Origin of the sequence: Microbacterium aoyamense, from assembly GCF_023155855.1 — a bacterium.
Classification (GTDB): Bacteria; Actinomycetota; Actinomycetes; order Actinomycetales; family Microbacteriaceae; genus Microbacterium; species Microbacterium aoyamense.
The window spans coordinates 1-15,600 of sequence record NZ_JAKNUT010000006.1; the positions used below are offsets into that span (position 1 = coordinate 1).

General features: G+C 69.7%; 17 protein-coding genes. 10 read left to right on the forward strand and 7 right to left on the reverse strand.

Annotated features, from left to right (window positions below; all coding sequences use genetic code 11):
- Positions 1–239 precede the first annotated feature (239 nt).
- Genes ychF through MA876_RS14880 form a run of 3 tightly spaced genes read right to left on the reverse strand, consistent with a single transcriptional unit; the run spans position 240 to position 2,770 of the window.
- Positions 240–1,313 (reverse strand): redox-regulated ATPase YchF, encoded by a 1,074-nt coding sequence (ychF, locus tag MA876_RS14870; RefSeq protein ID WP_248151180.1) that lies wholly within the window; start codon positions 1,311–1,313, stop codon positions 240–242.
- 11 nt (positions 1,314–1,324) lie between these two features.
- Positions 1,325–2,026: a class I SAM-dependent methyltransferase gene (locus MA876_RS14875; protein ID WP_248151183.1), complete on the reverse strand. Its 702-nt coding sequence runs from the start codon at positions 2,024–2,026 to the stop codon at positions 1,325–1,327.
- A complete protein-coding gene (locus MA876_RS14880) occupies positions 2,027–2,770 on the reverse strand; it encodes a class I SAM-dependent methyltransferase (RefSeq protein ID WP_248151186.1) in 744 nt (247 codons plus the stop codon). It lies immediately after the preceding gene.
- Positions 2,771–2,829: 59 nt separating this feature from the next.
- Here MA876_RS14880 and MA876_RS14885 point away from each other — a divergent pair, with 59 nt between their 5' ends.
- Both MA876_RS14885 and MA876_RS14890 read left to right on the forward strand, forming a co-directional pair.
- The gene (locus MA876_RS14885) at positions 2,830–3,432 is read left to right on the forward strand and encodes a 3'-5' exonuclease (RefSeq protein WP_248151189.1); all 603 of its coding nucleotides are present in this window, start codon (positions 2,830–2,832) and stop codon (positions 3,430–3,432) included.
- A gap of 34 nt (positions 3,433–3,466) precedes the next feature.
- Entirely contained in the window at positions 3,467–4,828 is a 1,362-nt protein-coding gene (locus MA876_RS14890) for a DNA recombination protein RmuC (RefSeq protein WP_248151192.1), read from the forward strand.
- Positions 4,829–4,836: 8 nt separating this feature from the next.
- On the opposite strand, the gene MA876_RS14895 is transcribed toward MA876_RS14890, so the two are convergent.
- Positions 4,837–5,088 (reverse strand): UDP-N-acetylmuramyl pentapeptide phosphotransferase, encoded by a 252-nt coding sequence (locus MA876_RS14895; RefSeq protein ID WP_248151197.1) that lies wholly within the window; start codon positions 5,086–5,088, stop codon positions 4,837–4,839.
- 104 nt (positions 5,089–5,192) lie between these two features.
- Positions 5,193–6,182 carry a class II fructose-bisphosphatase gene (gene glpX / locus MA876_RS14900; RefSeq protein WP_248151200.1) on the reverse strand — a complete coding sequence of 330 codons (990 nt, stop codon included), beginning with the start codon at positions 6,180–6,182 and terminating at the stop codon, positions 5,193–5,195.
- Between the two features lie 176 nt (positions 6,183–6,358).
- Between glpX and fbaA the strand changes: the two genes are divergently transcribed.
- Complete coding sequence (gene fbaA, locus MA876_RS14905) at positions 6,359–7,387, forward strand: class II fructose-bisphosphate aldolase (protein ID WP_248151848.1); 1,029 nt, start codon at positions 6,359–6,361, stop codon at positions 7,385–7,387.
- Positions 7,388–7,444: 57 nt separating this feature from the next.
- Here fbaA and MA876_RS14910 read toward each other — a convergent pair whose 3' ends face one another.
- Both MA876_RS14910 and MA876_RS14915 read right to left on the reverse strand, forming a co-directional pair.
- Positions 7,445–8,014: a DUF6264 family protein gene (locus tag MA876_RS14910; RefSeq protein WP_248151203.1), complete on the reverse strand. Its 570-nt coding sequence runs from the start codon at positions 8,012–8,014 to the stop codon at positions 7,445–7,447.
- The gene (locus MA876_RS14915) at positions 8,011–9,054 is read right to left on the reverse strand and encodes a 4-hydroxy-3-methylbut-2-enyl diphosphate reductase (RefSeq protein ID WP_248151851.1); all 1,044 of its coding nucleotides are present in this window, start codon (positions 9,052–9,054) and stop codon (positions 8,011–8,013) included. The genes MA876_RS14910 and MA876_RS14915 overlap by 4 nt, the downstream gene beginning before the upstream one ends.
- 79 nt (positions 9,055–9,133) lie before the next feature.
- Here MA876_RS14915 and xseA point away from each other — a divergent pair, with 79 nt between their 5' ends.
- Genes xseA through MA876_RS14950 form a run of 7 tightly spaced genes read left to right on the forward strand, consistent with a single transcriptional unit; the run spans position 9,134 to position 15,527 of the window.
- Positions 9,134–10,417: an exodeoxyribonuclease VII large subunit gene (gene xseA, locus MA876_RS14920; protein WP_248151216.1), complete on the forward strand. Its 1,284-nt coding sequence runs from the start codon at positions 9,134–9,136 to the stop codon at positions 10,415–10,417.
- A 1-nt stretch (position 10,418) separates the two neighbouring features.
- Positions 10,419–10,640 carry an exodeoxyribonuclease VII small subunit gene (locus MA876_RS14925; RefSeq protein WP_248151217.1) on the forward strand — a complete coding sequence of 74 codons (222 nt, stop codon included), beginning with the start codon at positions 10,419–10,421 and terminating at the stop codon, positions 10,638–10,640.
- Positions 10,640–11,287: a DUF4245 family protein gene (locus MA876_RS14930; protein WP_248151218.1), complete on the forward strand. Its 648-nt coding sequence runs from the start codon at positions 10,640–10,642 to the stop codon at positions 11,285–11,287. The genes MA876_RS14925 and MA876_RS14930 overlap by 1 nt, the downstream gene beginning before the upstream one ends.
- 32 nt (positions 11,288–11,319) lie before the next feature.
- On the forward strand, positions 11,320–11,931 hold the full coding sequence (locus MA876_RS14935) for a carbonic anhydrase (RefSeq protein ID WP_248151853.1): 612 nt from the start codon (positions 11,320–11,322) through the stop codon (positions 11,929–11,931).
- 52 nt (positions 11,932–11,983) lie between these two features.
- Positions 11,984–13,378, forward strand: coding sequence for a class II fumarate hydratase (locus MA876_RS14940; protein WP_248151219.1), 1,395 nt, complete (start codon positions 11,984–11,986; stop codon positions 13,376–13,378).
- Positions 13,379–13,419: 41 nt separating this feature from the next.
- On the forward strand, positions 13,420–14,874 hold the full coding sequence (locus tag MA876_RS14945; protein WP_248151220.1) for a sensor histidine kinase: 1,455 nt from the start codon (positions 13,420–13,422) through the stop codon (positions 14,872–14,874).
- The gene (locus tag MA876_RS14950) at positions 14,871–15,527 is read left to right on the forward strand and encodes a response regulator transcription factor (protein ID WP_248151222.1); all 657 of its coding nucleotides are present in this window, start codon (positions 14,871–14,873) and stop codon (positions 15,525–15,527) included. The genes MA876_RS14945 and MA876_RS14950 overlap by 4 nt, the downstream gene beginning before the upstream one ends.
- Positions 15,528–15,600: the final 73 nt, after the last annotated feature.

The following is a 15,600-nucleotide window of genomic DNA, read 5'->3' on the forward strand; positions in this document are numbered from 1 at the left end:
ACCGGCCGGGGCAGGGCACGCTGGGCGACGAGGTGGAAGCCGGCGCTGAACGCGTTCGCGATCGCATTCGAAGGCCGTATCAACTAATGACCGCCAGACCAGATCCACCGTTTATCGGACACACCCGCGGAATGATGCGCGCTGCTCTGCAGGTTCGCGGACTTCCTGCGGACTCGTTGCGGACTGCGGCCAGCTGATCGCTCGGCTTTCCGCGTGTTTGCGCGGGAGTCGGGCGGTTGTCAGACGTTGAAGCGGAACTCGACGACGTCGCCGTCCTGCATGACGTAGTCCTTGCCCTCGAGGCGGGCTTTGCCCTTCGAGCGGGCCTCGACGACCGAGCCGGTCTCGATGAGGTCGTCGAACGAGATGACCTCGGCCTTGATGAAGCCCTTCTCGAAGTCGGTGTGGATGACGCCGGCGGCCTGCGGGGCCTTCCAGCCCTTGCCGATCGTCCAGGCGCGCGCCTCCTTCGGACCTGCCGTGAGGTACGTCTGCAGTCCCAGGGTGTCGAACCCGATGCGCGCGAGCTGGTCGAGACCCGACTCTTCCTGCCCCGTCGACGCGAGCAGCTCTGCCGCATCCTCGGGATCGAGGTCGATCAGCTCGGACTCGATCTTCGCGTCGAGGAACACCGCCTTGGCCGGCGCGACGAGGGCTTCGAGCTCGGCCCTGCGCGTGGCATCCGTCAACACCGCCTCATCGACGTTGAAGACGAAGATGAACGGCTTCGCGGTGAGCAGCCCGAGCTCCTTGATCGGAGCGAGGTCGATCGCGGATGCCGAGAGCAGCTCACCCCGCTGCAGTGCATCGCGCGCCTCGATCGCAGCCGCGAGGACCGAGGGGTCGAGCTTGCGGCCCTTGACCTCCTTCTCGTAGCGCGTGATCGCCTTCTCGAGCGTCTCGAGGTCGGCGAGCTGCAGCTCGGCGTTGATCGTCTCCATGTCGTTGCGGGGGTTCACCGTGCCCTCGACGTGGACGACGTCGTCATCCGTGAAGCCGCGGACGACCTGTGCGATCGCGTCCGCTTCGCGGATGTTCGCGAGGAACTTGTTGCCGAGCCCCTCACCCTCGGACGCGCCCCGCACGATGCCGGCGATGTCGACGAACGACACGGCCGCGGGCAGGATGCGCTCGGAGTGGAACACCTCGGCGAGCTTCTCGAGCCGAGGGTCGGGGAGGTTCACGACACCGATGTTGGGCTCGATCGTCGCGAACGGATAGTTCGCCGCGAGCACCGCGTTCTTGGTCAGCGCGTTGAAGAGGGTGGACTTGCCGACGTTGGGCAGGCCGACGATGCCGATAGTGAGAGCCACGGGCACCCAGTCTAGTTCGGACGGATGTATCGGAATGCGGCGGTCACGTACGGCAGCGCGATCCGCTCCTCGTCGGGGAGCACGGCGCGCACATCGTCGAGCACCTGCGCCTGCTCCGTGGACGAGAGGAGCGCGAAGTAGCTGCGCGAGCGCACGTCGGCGAGGATCTCGTCGCGCGTGGTCTCTCGCATCCATTCGACGGACAAACGCCCCGGCTCACCGAAGGGCGCATCGACCTCGGCGTCGACCTCGCCGCCGCGGTAGTGGTCGCCGTCGGCGCGCATCGCGGTGCCGAGCGCCCGCACCCACGGCACGCGCTCGACGCGAAGGTTCCAGACGAGACCGAGCGTGCCGCCCGGCCGCAGGACGCGCGCGACCTCGGCGGTCGCCGCGGGGACGTCGACCCAGTGCCACGCCTGCGCGAAGACGACGGCGTCGATGGATGCTGCGGCCACCGGCATCCGCTCACCCGTCCCCTGCAGGGCCACGGCCTCGGGCACTGCGGCGCGCAGTTCGTCGAGCATCGCGGCGGACGGCTCGATCGCGACGACCGACCTGCCCGGTCGCACGAGCAGCCGGGCGAACAGGCCGGTCCCGGCTCCGACGTCGGCGACGATGGCCGCGTCATCCGGCACGAGGAACTCCACGACGGCCGCGGGATACGTCGGTCGCGCCGTCGCGTAGCGCCGCGACCGGGTCGAAGTCGGCGGCACTCACGGCCGCACCGCTCGATAGACGTGCGTCACGTACGGAAGCTCGATCATCTCCTCCTGCGCGTGCGCGTCGAAGAGCGCCTCGACCTCGTCCAGAATGCGCGCTCGCTCGTCGCCGGTCGCCGTGATGATGTAGCTGCGCGACGCGACCATGTGCAGCAGGGCCTCCCGCGTCATGGTGCGCGTCCACGTCCACGTGCGGGATTCGGGAGCGCCGAACGGCTCCCCGACGCGCACGCCGTCGCCCGCGAGCATCTGCTCGGCGTGGCTGCCGTGCATCGCACGCGTGAGCGCGGCGACCCACGGCACGGATTCGTCGCGGATGTTCCAGATCAGCCCGAGGGCGCCGCCGGGCCGCAGCACACGCGCGGCCTCGGCCGCGCCGAGATCGGGATCGACCCAATGCCACGCCTGACCGAGCACGACCGCATCGACCGAGGCGTCGCGCAGCGGCATCCCCTCCGCTGTTCCGACGAAGGTCGGGATGCCGTGCACCGCCGCACGGAGCGACTCGAGCATGGCGGGGTCGGGGTCGATCGCGACCGCCTCGCCCCCGGCCTCGACGACGACGCGGGTGAGCTTGCCGGTTCCGGCGCCCACGTCCGCGACACGCAGCGCGTGGCCCTCGCGGCGGGCGGGCTCCAGCATCCACTCCACCGCGGCCAGCGGGTAATCCGGCCTGCCCGCCTCGTACGCGCCCGCGGCGGTTCCGAACGACCTGGACATCTCCTCGCGATCGGCCATGCTCCGAGCCTACGGCGTGGCTCCCCGAGGATGTCGGCGGGCCGGGCGAGAGTGGAGTCGTGCCCTTGGACTTCACCGCGATCGACTTCGAGACGGCGAACTCCAGCAACGCGTCGGCCTGCGCAGTCGGTCTCGTACGCGTGCGCGACGGCGAGGTCGTCGCCAAGACCGGATGGCTGATCCATCCCCCGGCGGGGCACGACCGGTTCTTCGAGCTCAACACGCGCATCCACGGCATCCGCGCCGAAGACGTCGTCGGGGCCATGTCGTGGAGCGAGCAGCTCGTGGAACTCGCGGCCTTCGCGGGCGACGACGTGCTCGTCGCGCACAACGCGGGATTCGACATGGCCGTGCTCAAGCGGGCGTGCGAGGCGACGGGCGACGACTGCCCGCCGTACCGCTACGCGTGCAGCCTGCAGGTCGCCCGGAGCGTCTACCAGCTCGCGTCGTACCGATTGCCGTTCGTGGCGGCCGAGGCGGGATTCCCCGACTTCCCGCACCACAATGCGACGGCCGACGCCCTCGCGTGCGCGCACGTCATGATCGACGCAGCCCGGCGGGTCGGCGCCGACGACATCGACTCCCTCGCGGCGGGAGCGAGTGTGCGGGTGTCGCAGATCCGGTTCGCCCCCGCCCCCGACACGACGGTCTTCGCCGCCTGACAGCGATGTCGGAGGCATCCGTCACCATGTGCTCATGGATGCACTGACTGTCTCGCTCCTCGTGATCGGCTGCCTCGCGCTCGGCGCGCTGGCGGGGTGGGTCGCGGGTCTCGCCCGCGCGACGGCGCGCGCGACGCGCGAGCACGCAGAGCTGCGGGCACGTCTCGCGGCCTCCGAGGCGGCGCGGCAGGGGGTACAGGCCCAGCTCGACCACCAGCACGTGCTGTATCGCGAGCTCGCGGCGCAGACCCGCACGGACCAGGCGCAGCGCGAAGAACGCGAGCGCCGCGAGCAGACGGTGCTGCGCGCCCTCGCACCCGTGCAGGAGTCGCTGCAGTCGATGCGCGCGAAGGTCGACGAGCTCGAGCGCGATCGGCAGGAGCAGTACGGCTCGCTCGCCGAGCAGCTGCGCCGGGCGCACGAGTCCGACGAGTCGCTGCGCGCGACGACCGAGTCGCTCGCGAGCACGCTGCGCTCGGGGAGCACGCGCGGAGTCTGGGGCGAGACGCAACTCCGCCGCGTCGTCGAGGCGGCAGGGCTCACGAGGTACGTCGACTTCGATCTGCAGCAGTCGGTGTCGACGGATGCCGGGGCCGGGCGCCCCGACATGGTCATCCGCCTGCCCGGCGAGAAGGCGATCGCCGTCGACGCGAAGGTGCCGCTCGACGCCTACCTCGAGGCGAGCGCGATCCCCTTCACGGCGCAGGGGGCCGAGGCGGGCCGCCGTCGCGCGCTGCTCGAGAAGCACGTCAAGGCCGTCCGCGCGCACGTCGACGCGCTCGCGAAGAAGTCCTACTGGGCGGGGCTCACCTCGAGCCCCGAGTTCGTCGTGTGCTTCGTGCCGAGCGAATCGCTGCTCGCGGCGGCGCTCGAAGAGGACCCGTCGCTGCTCGACTACGCCTTCGGCAAGCGCGTCGCGCTCGCCTCTCCGGTCAACCTGTGGGCCGTGCTCAAGACGGTCGCCTACACGTGGACGCAGCAGGACGTGTCGGTCGAAGCCCGCGCGTTGTTCGATCTCGGCAACCAGCTGTACGAACGCCTCGGCGGACTCGCCGGGCACGCCGACGATCTCCGCCGCGCGATCGAGCGCACGGTCGACAGCTACAACCGTTTCGCCGGCTCCCTCGAGTCCCGGGTGCTGGTCACGGCCCGCAAGTTCCCGGGGATCGACGAGACGAAGCTGGATGCCACGACCGCGCCCGCGGCGATCGAGAAGTCTCCGCGACGGCTCGTCGCGCCCGAGTTGCTCGACGCGCTCGCCGACGACACCATGAGTGGACCCCCGGAACATCGCGCCGGCGAGCCCGCTCCCGAGCGACCGGGGCATCGCGCCGAGATCGGGGACCTGCGCGAGCGGCTCGACGTGCTCGACGGCCTCGAGGTCTCGGCGGAGTAGGGCCGAGGTCAGGAGCCGCCGGGCACGAAGCTCAGCAGGGCGATCACGGCGCCCGAGATGAAGACGAAGGCGCCGATGAGCCACCAGGCGCTGACCTCGTGCCCTTCGTCACGCCGCACGCGCAGCAGCACGTCGGGGCGACGAGCGGGATCGATCGCGTCGGCGACGACCGCCTGCGCGCCGGTCTTGGCCTCGGGTTCGACCGACGCCGAGCTGCCGGTCGACGGAACAGCGGTGGGACCGCTGGTCGGTGCAGACATCGTCGACCTCCTGGGGGCGAGAAACGGGCGTGCGTCGCCGGTGACACCGCTATCGATTGTGCCAGACGACTGCGCACCCGCGCTGGAGGCCGTGCCCCGAAGGGCTAAAGCCACTTCGACGTGAGGTGCTCCGACGAGATGCGGCGAAGCGTGCCCGACGCGCCGCGCAGCACCACGCTCTCGGTGTAGACGTAGCCGCCCTCGCGGCGAACGCCGGCGACGAGTTGGCCGTCCGTCACGCCGGTCGCCACGAAGATCGTGTTGCTGCCCTTGACCAGTTCGTCGGCTTCGTAGACGTGGTCGTCGAGCTTGAGCCCGGCATCCAGCCCCTTCTGCTTCTCATCGTCGTCCCGGGGCCACAGTCGCCCCTGGATGTGGCCGCCGAGCGCCTTGATCGCGCAGGCGGTGACGATGCCCTCGGGGCTGCCGCCGACCCCGACGCACATGTCGGTGCGCGCGTTGTGGCGCGCGGCGTTGATCCCGCCCGCGACGTCGCCGTCGGACATGAGGCGCGTGCCCGCTCCGGCCTCGCGGATCTCTTCGATGAGGCGATCGTGGCGGGGCCGGTGCAGCACCGAGACGACGATCTCGTCGACGGGCTTGCCGAGCGCCTTGGCCAGCAGGCGGATGTTCTCGCCGATGGGCAGTCGGATGTCGACCACGCCGACACCCGCGGGGCCGGTGACGAGCTTGTCCATATAGAACACCGACGACGCGTCGAGCATCGTGCCGTGCTCCGAGACCGCGATGACCGACAGGGCGTTGTTGCGCCCCGCGGCGGTGAGCGAGGTGCCGTCGATCGGGTCGACCGCGACGTCGCACTTCGGACCGCGTCCGTTGCCGACCTTCTCGCCGTTGAACAGCATGGGCGCTTCGTCCTTCTCGCCCTCGCCGATCACGATCGTGCCGTCGAAGTTGACCGTCGTGAAGAACGCCCGCATCGCGTCGACCGCCGCGCCGTCGGCGTCCTCCTTGCGACCGCGGCCGATGAACGGCACGGCGCGGATGGCCGCGGCCTCCGTCGCCCGGACCAGCTCGAGAGCCAGATTTCGATCGGGATGCAGGGGGCTCATGTCGGCCGTCAGACTCACCATGCCGCCAGCCTAGCCAGCATGCCCTCCCCGAACACGGGTGGGACGGTCGGCACGGATGAAGGAATCACGCTTCTTTCGTGGACGGTCAGAAGCCGGCATCCCGTCACCACGGCCTCACGCGCGTCGCTTCGCTAGGCTGTGGCGTGAACCACGAGACCTTCACGTCAGGAGCCCTCATGCCCGTCGCAACTCCCGAGCAGTACGCCGAAATGCTGGACCGCGCGAAGGCGGGTGGCTTCGCGTATCCCGCCATCAACGCTGCGAGCTCGCAGTCCGTCAATGCCGTGCTCCAGGGCCTGACCGAGGCCGGCTCCGACGGCATCCTCCAGGTCACGACGGGCGGCGCCGACTACTTCGCCGGCCACACCGTCAAGGGCCGCGCGACCGGCGCGCTCGCGTTCGCCGCCTTCGTGCACGAGGTCGCCAAGAGCTACCCGATCACGGTCGCCCTGCACACCGATCACTGCCCGAAGCCCGCCCTCGAGGACTTCGTGCTGCCCCTCATCAAGGCTTCCGAGGCGGTCGTAGCGGACGGCGGAAACCCGATCTTCCAGTCACACATGTGGGACGGCTCGGCCGTGCCCCTCGCCGAGAACATCGAGATCGCGAAGGAGATCCTCCCCCGCATGAAGGCGATCAGCGCCATCCTCGAGGTCGAGATCGGCGTCGTCGGCGGCGAAGAGGACGGCGTCAAGCACGAGGGCACGAACGACGCCCTCTACACGACGACGGCCGACGTCGCACAGGTGGTCGAGGCGCTCGGCCTGGGCGACCAGGGCCGCTGGATCGCCGCGCTCACGTTCGGCAACGTCCACGGCGTCTACAAGCCGGGCAACGTCAAGCTCAAGCCCGAGCTCCTCGGCGAGATCCAGGCCGGCATCGCCGCTCAGTTCGGCACGGGTGAGAAGCCCCTCGACCTCGTGTTCCACGGCGGCAGCGGTTCGACCGACGAGGAGATCGCCCTCGCCGTGGCGAACGGTGTCGTGAAGATGAACATCGACACCGACACGCAGTACGCGTTCACGCGCTCGGTCGCGGGCTTCATGTTCCAGAACTACGACGGCGTGCTCAAGGTCGACGGCGAGGTCGGCAACAAGAAGGCCTACGACCCGCGTGCGTGGGGCAAGATCGCCGAGTCGGCGATGGCCGCCCGTGTCGTCGAGGCGACGCAGCAGCTCGGCTCGGCGGGCAAGTCGCAGAGCTGACGCGAGACACGAATGGATGCCTCGGCCGCTCGGCCGGGGCATCCGTCATGTCCGGCGTCAGGCGCCCATCGAGCGGATGTACTCCTGGAAGGCCGGGTCGCTCGCGAGCGGCACCGAGAGGCAGATCACGATCGCCACGTACGCGACGACGGCACCCACGACGGGGATCCACCACGAGAGCTTGCCGGCGCGCAGTCGCCGCCACGCGGCGAGCGCCGTGATGAGATAGGTCGCCAGCAGCAGCACCCCCGCGATCGCGCCCCACATGTCGGCGCTCGGCGTGTTCGTGAAATCGCCGGGGATGCCCATGGCCTCGAACGTGCGGGCGAACGCCGTGCCGACGTCGAAGAAGCTCGGCACCGAGAACACGACGTTCACGGCGCCCATCGCGAGCAGCACGATCGTGATGATCCGATCCGCCGGCGGTCGCGCCGCGACGGGCGCCGGCGCGACCGGTCCCGGTGCAATTGCAGGTGCAGGTGCAGGTGCAGGTGCGATCCCGGCCGACAGCGCGTCGGTCACATCGGGTTGCTGGATGCGGGAGCGCTGCTCCTCGGGCGAGGCGTACTCGCCGTACCGCGGACGCTGCCTGCCGTCCGGGCCGACCTCGGGAGCGAGATCGCTCACGAGCGACCCCCTCGACCGCCGAGAGCGCGATCGTCGCGCTTGCCCGCGGCATCCTGTCGCAGCTCCTTGGGCAGCGAGAAGATGAGGTCCTCTTCGGCCGTGCGCACCTCTTCGACGTCGAGGTAGCCGGCCGTCGCGAGGTCCGCGAGGACTTCGCTCACGAGGACCTCGGGAACGGATGCCCCCGAGGTGACGCCCACCGTCGTGACACCGTCGAACCACGCCTGCTCGATCTCGTCGGCGTAGTCGACGCGGTACGCGGCCTTCGCGCCGTATTCGAGCGCGACCTCGACGAGACGCACGCTGTTGGACGAGTTCGCGGAGCCGACGACGATGACGAGGTCGGCGTCCTTGGCGACCTTCTTGATCGCGACCTGACGGTTCTGCGTCGCGTAGCAGATGTCGTCCGACGGCGGGTCCTGCAGCTCGGGGAACCGCGCGCGCAGGCGGCGCACGGTCTCCATCGTCTCGTCGACCGAGAGCGTCGTCTGCGACAGCCACACGACCTTCGAGGGATCCTTCACCTCGATGCGGTCGGCGTCGTCGGGCGAGTTGACGATCGTGACGTGGTCGGGCGCCTCACCGGCCGTGCCCTCGACCTCTTCGTGCCCCTCGTGCCCGATGAGCAGGATCTCGAAGTCGTCGCGCGCGAAACGCACGGCCTCGCGATGCACCTTCGTCACGAGGGGGCACGTCGCGTCGATGGCCTGGAGTCCGCGATCGGAGGCCGCGTTCACGACCGCCGGTGACACCCCGTGCGCGCTGAAGACGACGTGCGCCCCTGCGGGAACCTCGTCGACCTCCTCGACGAAGATCGCGCCCTTGCCCTCGAGCTCGGTCACGACGTGGATGTTGTGCACGATCTGCTTGCGCACGTACACCGGCGCGCCGAAGCGCTCGAGCGCCTTCTCGACGGCGATGACGGCGCGGTCCACGCCGGCGCAGTAACCGCGCGGAGACGCGAGCAGCACCCGCTTGTGTCCGTCGACCGGGATATCCTTGAGGCGCTCGCGCCGGCGGGGCACGCGCGGAATGGGCATGCGGACGGCCGGGGCTGCGGGGGCGACACTCACCCTCCGATTCTACGGTGGCCCCCTGAGCACGCGGCGAGAGGACGACATGACGACCTTCCAGCCCGCGGCGATCCCCGGCGAAGCTCCTCCGCCCGACTCCGTCGCGCCCCGCGACTCGAAGCCCGACGCCCCGACATCCGTCGCCCGCCTCAACGACACCATCAAGGGTTTCGTGCAGAACTGGGGCGTCGTATGGATCGAGGGCGAGATCACGCAGTGGAACCTGCGCGGCGGCAACGTCTTCGGCCGCATCAAGGATCTCGTGACCGACTCGGCGATCTCGTTCCGCCTGTGGTCGTCGACGCGCGATCGGATCCCGAACGACCTCAAGGTCGGCGATCACATCATCGCGTGCGTCAAGGCCGACTACTTCGTCAAGACGGGCGACTTCACCTTCACGATCTCGGCGATGCGCCACGTCGGCCTCGGCGACCAGCTCGAGAAGCTCGAGCGTCTGCGCGCGCAGCTGCGCTCGGAGGGCCTGTTCGATCCCGCGCGCAAGAAGCCGATCCCGTTCCTGCCGCACCTCATCGGCCTCATCACGGGCGAGAACTCCGACGCCGAGAAGGACGTGCACCGCAACGCCGAGCTGCGCTGGCCGCAGGTGCGGTTCCGCACCAAGCATGCGGCGGTCCAGGGCGACCGGTGCGTTCCCGAGACGATCGCGGCTCTCAAGGCGATGGATGCCGACCCCGACGTCGACGTCATCGTGATCGCCCGCGGCGGTGGTGATCCCCAGTCCCTGCTCGGGTTCAGCGACGAGCGACTGCTGCGGGCAGTGGCCGCGGCATCCACTCCCGTCGTCAGCGCGATCGGCCACGAGAACGACCATCCGCTCCTCGACGACGTCGCAGACCTCCGCGCATCGACGCCGACGGACGCCGCGAAGCGCATCGTTCCCGATGTCGCCGAGCAGCGCTCGCTCGTCGGGCAGCTGCGCGCGCGACTGACGTCGCGTCTCACGCACCGGGTGAACCACGACATCGCGCAGCTCGAGCAGCTGCGGTCGCGGCCCGTGCTGCGCGCGCCCGAGACGCTGCTCACGACGCGCTCGCACGAGGTGTACGTGCTCGCGGGCCGGGGTCGCGAGCGCATCGACCGTGCTCTCGACGTCGCCCACCGCCAGACGGCTGAGCTGCGAGCCACGCTGCGCGCCCTGTCGCCGGCGTCGACCCTCGCGCGCGGGTACGCGATCGCGCACCTCGCCGACGGAGTGATCGTGCGGGATGCCGCGCAGGCGCCGTCCGGGACGCCGGTCGTCGTGACGGTCGGCGAGGGGTCGTTCGCCGCGCGTTCCGACGGGCCGATCGACGAAGTGAGCCCGACCTAAGATGGATGTCATGACCGAAGCGGTGGAGAGCCTCTCGTTCGAGCAGGCGCGCGACGAACTCGTCCGCGTCGTCGCCGAGCTCGAGCAGGGTTCCCCCACCCTCGAGCAGTCGCTCGCCCTGTGGGAGCGCGGCGAGGCCCTCGCGACCCGTTGCGAGGAGTGGCTCCTCGGCGCGAAGAAGCGCCTCGACGCGGCACGACCGTCTTCGGGCGAGGAGCAGTGATGGCGGAGCGCCAGCGCGTCGTCGCCGAGCTCGGACGCCCCGAGACGCCCGATGAGACGGCGGCACGCAAGGCCGAGTCATCCCGCATCTACCGCTCCAGCCAGACGACGCGCAACCTCGTCGCGGCGCTCATCGCGACGCTGATCGTCGTCGCGGTCATCATCTTCGCCGTCCCACGCGGCACGCCGGCGCCGCAGGATCCCCTCGACATCTCCGCAGCGGCCGAGCGCGTCTCCTCCTCGGAGGGACGCACGGCGATCTCGCCCGAACTCCCCGAGGATTGGACCGCGACGCGCGCGACGATCGACGGCGAAGGATCCGTCCGCACGTGGCTCATCCTCACGACACCGACGGACGAAGAGATCCCCGGATTCCTCCGCATCGCACAGGGCTTCGACGCCGATGAGGCGTGGCCCGCTCGTGTGCTGTCAGGCGCGGCTCCGGTCGGAGCCGTCACGATCGACGGCATCCCGTGGGATCGCTACGAACTCGACCCGTCGCGCACGGGTAACATCTCGGTCGCGCTCTCGACGCGTGCGGGAGCGGACACGATCCTCGTCTACGGCCAGGCGGACGCCGCGACGCTCGAGCAGGTCGCGGGCTCGGTCACCGATCAGGTGCGAGAACTCCAGGAGGAAGCGCAGTGACCGAGAGGACGCCTCAGCAGGTCTGGGATGAGATGCGGCGCGGCAACGCCCGATTCGTCGCGGGCGAACCGAGGCATCCGCGTCAGGACGTCGAACGTCGAGCCGAACTCGCGGGCGGGCAGCGCCCCACTGCGGCTCTTTTCGGGTGCTCCGACTCACGGCTCGCGGCCGAGATCATCTTCGACGAGGGCCTGGGCGACCTCTTCGTCGTGCGCAACGCCGGCCAGGTCATCTCGGACTCGGTCATCGGCAGCCTCGAGTACGCCGTCGCCGTTCTCGAGGTTCCGCTCATCGTCATCCTCGGCCATGACGCATGCGGCGCCGTCAATGCGGCCATCGAGAGCACTCAGCTGGATGCTCCGCCTCTTCCGGCCCTCATCTGGCGCCAGATCGCGCCTATCGTGCCCGCCGCTCGCCGCGTCATCCGCAGCTCGATGGTCGACGGCGTGCCGCCGACGACCATCGACGCCGAAGCGGTCGGCCGAGAGCACCTGCGCGACACCGTCGCGGCGCTCCTGCATTCGTCGGAGCTCATCAGCCAGGCCGTCGCCGAGGGCCGGCTCGGCATCGTGGGGGCGAACTACCGCCTCGCCGAGGGCGCCGCCGTGCCCTCCATCAGCCTCGGCGTCGATTCGGACGCCTGATACTCACACGAACCGGCTCTCACGCCACCGACACACGAGAAGGAACAACGACGTGACTGACATCGAGTACCGCATCGAGCACGACACGATGGGCGAAGTGCGCGTGCCCAAGGACGCCCTGTACGCCGCGCAGACGCAGCGCGCGGTCGAGAACTTCCCGATCTCGGGCGACCCCCTCGAGCCCGCGCAGATCGTGGCCCTGGCTCGCATCAAGAAGGCCGCCGCGCTCGCCAACAAGGAGCTCGGCACGCTCGACGGTGCCATCGCCGACGCCATCGCACGCTCAGCCGACCGCATCATCGCCGGCGAGTTCGTCGACCAGTTCCCGATCGACGTCTACCAGACCGGCAGCGGCACGTCCTCGAACATGAACATGAACGAGGTCCTGGCGACGCTCGCGACGGCCGACCTCGGTGCGAACGTCCACCCGAACGACCACGTCAACGCGTCGCAGTCGTCGAACGACGTCTTCCCCACCTCCGTCCACATCGCCGTGACGCAGGAGCTCATCGACGACCTCATCCCGGCGCTCGACCACCTCGCGGTCGCGTTCGAGAAGAAGGCCGACGAGTGGAAGAGCGTCGTGAAGTCCGGCCGTACGCACCTGATGGATGCGACGCCCGTCACCCTCGGCCAGGAGTTCGGCGGGTACGCGCGGCAGATCCGGCTCGGCATCGAGCGCGTCCAGGCCGTGCTCCCCCGCGTCGCCGAGGTTCCGCTCGGCGGCACCGCGGTCGGCACGGGCATCAACACCCCCCTCGGCTTCCCCCAGAAGGTGCTCGAGCTGATCGTCGCCGACACCGAACTGCCGATCACCGAGGCGAAGGACCACTTCGAGGCGCAGGCGAACCGCGATGGGCTGGTCGAGGCATCCGGCGCACTGCGCACGATCGCCGTCTCACTCACCAAGATCAACAACGACATCCGCTGGATGGGCTCGGGGCCGAACACGGGTCTCGGCGAACTGCACATCCCCGATCTGCAGCCCGGCTCGTCGATCATGCCCGGCAAGGTCAACCCCGTCGTGCCCGAAGCGACACTCATGGTGTGCGCGCGGGTCATCGGCAACGATGCGACGATCGCGTGGGCCGGGGCATCCGGATCCTTCGAGCTCAACGTCGCGATCCCGGTCATGGGTTCGGCACTGCTCGAGTCGATCGAGCTGCTCGCGAACGCCTCGCGCCTGCTCGCCGACAAGACGATCGACGGACTCGAGGCGAACATCGAACGCACGTCGGCTCTCGCCGGCATGTCGCCCTCGATCGTGACGCCGCTCAACAAGCTGATCGGCTACGAAGCGGCGGCGAAGATCGCGAAGCACTCCGTCGCGAAGGGCATCACGGTGCGCGAGGCCGTCATCGACCTCGGCTACGTGGAGCGCGGCGAGATCACGCTCGAGCAGCTCGACGAGAAGCTCGACCTGCTCTCGATGACGCACCCGGGCTGAGCTTCGCGCGCAAGCGGGCCTACGAGCGCCATAATCAGTGAGTGGCCCGCACACCTCGCCCGATCTCGGCCCGCGCCCGCATCCTCGCGGCCGTGCTGGCGGTCGCGTGCGTCGGCCTCGCGATCGTCGGCAGCGTGACGTTCCTCGTGCAGCGCGAGTGGGTGCTGCGCGAGATCGACGATCGGCTGATCGCCCAGGTCGAGGTGCTCGATGAGATCGCCGAGGAGGCCGGAGATCCGCCCGCGAGCGTCGAGGACTTCCTCCGGGATGCCGCGGTGGGCCTCGTTCCGGGCGCGAACGAGGCATCGCTCGCCATCATCGACGGTGTGCCGCTGTTCTCCCCCTCGACGCGTTCGGGTTTCGACATCTCTCAGGAGCAGTCGTTCATCGACCGGGTCGTCGCCGAGACGGATGCCGACACCGAGCCGATCCCGCGAACAGTCGTCACCGACAGCGGTTCGGTACGCTATATCGCGATCCCCGTCACGATCGACGGCGAGACCGGAGTGTACGTCCGCGCGGTCGACCTGGAGGCCGAGCTCGCGCCCGTGTCGGCGGCGATGACGACGTACGGCATCGCGGCGATCGTCGTCCTCGTCGCGATGGGAGTCGTGGGCTGGTTCGTGACGGGGCGACTGCTTTCGCCGATCCGGCACTTGCGCGAGACGGCGGACTCGATCACCCTGACCGACCTCTCACCCCGCTTGAGCGCCGAGGGCAACGACGACATCGCCGACCTGTCGCGCACGGTCAACTCCATGCTGGATCGCCTGGAAGGCTCGGTCGACGTCCAGCGCCAGCTCCTCGATGACGTGCGCCACGAGCTCAAGACGCCGATCACGATCGTGCGCGGCCATCTCGAGCTGATGGACCCGTCCGACGTCACCGATGTGCAGAGCGCTCGGGCTCTCGGGATCGCCGAACTCGACCGCATGACGCGCCTCGTCGAGGACATCGACGTGCTCGCCACCGTCGAGGGCGGTTCGTTCGCGACGGAGCGCCTGGAACTGCGCGGTCTGACGCACCGCGTGGGCGAACTCGTCTCGGTCATCCCCGGCCACCGCTGGAGCGTCGAGACCGCCGCCCGCGCGCAGCTCGTCGGCGACTACGACCGCCTCATTCAGGCGTGGCTGCAGCTCGCCGAGAACGCCGCCAAATACACACCCGAAGGCACGCCCATCGAGATCGGGAGCGGCTTCGACGGCGAAGGCGCGCACCTGTGGGTGCGCGATCACGGCTCCGGCATCCCGCCGGCCGTCCGTCACCGCATCTTCCGCCGCTTCGACCGCGCCCACGGCAAGCGCACGGTCGGCGGTTCCGGACTCGGACTTGCGATCGTCGACGCCATCGCGAAGGCGCACGGCGGGCACTGCGGCGTGACCGACACCCCCGGCGGAGGCGCCACCTTCACGATCCATCTCCCCGCCGCGACGACGGCGTTCCCCGCGCCGGTCCGTGCCGGCGACGTCGTTCTCCAGAGGGATGCAGCAGGATGAGCCGAATTCTCATCGTCGAAGACGAACAGCACATCGCCGCGTTCATCCGTCGCGGGTTGACGAGCGCGGGGTACGAGACGGCGATCGCCGAGGATGGCGCGGAAGGCCTCGAGCTCGCCCTCGGCGGTGGTGTCGACCTCGTCCTGCTGGACGTCGGCCTGCCGACGATGGACGGGTTCGAGGTGCTGCGCGAGCTTCGAGCCCGCGACACCCTCCTGCCGGTCATCATGCTGACCGCGCGATCGAGCACGCGTGACACGGTCGAAGGGCTCGACGCCGGCGCGAGCGACTACATGGCCAAGCCGTTCACGTTCGAGGAGCTCCTCGCGCGCGTGCGGTCGCGCCTGCGCGAATCCGGCACGTCTGCGAGCGTCTCGATCACGCAGGGTGACGTCGTGCTCGACGTCCTCGCGCGGCGCGCGACGGTCGACGGTTCCGAGATCGAGCTCTCGACGCGCGAGTTCGCCCTCGCCGAGCAGTTCCTGCGCAACCCCGGCGAAGTGCTGACGCGTGAGCTGCTGCTGAGCCGGGTGTGGGGAATGGACTTCGACCCGGGCTCGAACGTCGTGGACGTCTACGTGCGTTACCTGCGCGCGAAGCTCGGTTCTCAGCACATCGTCACGGTGCGGGGCGTCGGCTACCGCTGGGAGTGATCGGCGCGGGCATCCCGCAGACACGAAGAAGCCCCCGACGCTGGGGGACGTCGGGGGCTGAGAAGGGCCTGGC